We start from the raw sequence: 1,171 nt of genomic DNA, 5'->3' as shown, positions 1-1,171 counted from the left end.
GAAGTAGGCGACGTTCAAGCGCGTGCCCAGCTTGACGGTGCCGCTATCCACCGTCTCTTCGCCCAGGATGATCTTCAGCAGCGTCGTCTTGCCGGCGCCGTTCGGACCGATCAGGCCGACCTTGTCGCCGCGCATGACCGTGTCCGTGAAATTCTTCACGATCACTTTCTCGCCAAACGATTTGGAGATGTTCTCCAAGTCCGCCACGATCTTGCCCGAACGTTCGCCGGTCGCGACGTCGATGCGCACCTGACCCTGCTGGTCGCGGCGCGAGGCGCGCTGCAGGCGCAGGTCTTCCAGGCGGCGCACGCGGCCTTCGTTGCGGGTCCGGCGCGCTTCCACGCCCTTGCGGATCCACACTTCTTCCTGCGCGAGGACCTTGTCGAACTTGGCGTTCTCGACTTCCTCGATGGCCAGCAGTTCGCGCTTGCGCTCCTGGTATTTGCTGAAGTTGCCGGGGAAGGACAGCAGGCGGCCGCGGTCGAGTTCGACGATGCGCGTGGCGACATTGTCGAGGAAGCGGCGGTCGTGGGTGATGAACAGGACGGAGCCGCGGAATTCGCGCAGCAGGCCTTCGAGCCACTGGATCGACGTGAAGTCCAGGTGGTTCGTGGGTTCGTCCAGCAGCAGCACGTCCGGACCGGACACGAGCGCGACAGCCAGCGCCACGCGCTTCTGCATGCCGCCCGACAGGGTGCCCATCGTCGCAGCGCCGGCAAGACCCAGGCGGCCCAGCGTCGTCTCGACCTTGTTGCCGAGGTTCCAGGCATCCGTCGCGTCCAGCTTCACCTGCAGGTCGTGCATGCGTTCCATCAGCGCTTCATCATTGCCTTGGCCGAACTGCCCCGTCAGCGACTCGTACTCGGCCAGCATCGCCTGCTGTTCGCCCATGCCCAGCGCGACGGCGTCGAACACCGTCATGTCCGGATCGAACACGGGCTCCTGCTCGACGTAGGCGATCTTGACGTTCTGCTGCATGACGAGCAGGCCGTCGTCCAGCTTCGAACGGCCGGAAATGATTTTCAGCAGCGACGATTTACCGGTGCCGTTGCGGCCGATGAGGCCGACGCGCTCGCCGGCTTCCAGCGAAAAATCGGCATGGTCGAGCAACGCGACGTGGCCGAAGGCCAGTTGCGCGGAAGTGAGGGAAATGACAGCAAGGGTGTAAGCG

General features: G+C 64.3%; 2 pseudogenes. Both read right to left on the bottom strand.

The features are described 5' to 3' along the window. Positions 1 to 123 (bottom strand): annotated as a pseudogene (locus tag AC1DYX_RS31335) (ATP-binding cassette domain-containing protein); the annotation flags it as partial. 198 nt (positions 124 to 321) lie between these two features. Next, positions 322 to 1,110, bottom strand: a pseudogene (locus tag AC1DYX_RS31330) (ABC-F family ATP-binding cassette domain-containing protein); the annotation flags it as partial. Positions 1,111 to 1,171 lie beyond the last annotated feature (61 nt).

The organism is Massilia sp. P2_C2, assembly GCF_056404615.1.
This window is presented reverse-complemented; position numbering and strand designations above follow the sequence as displayed.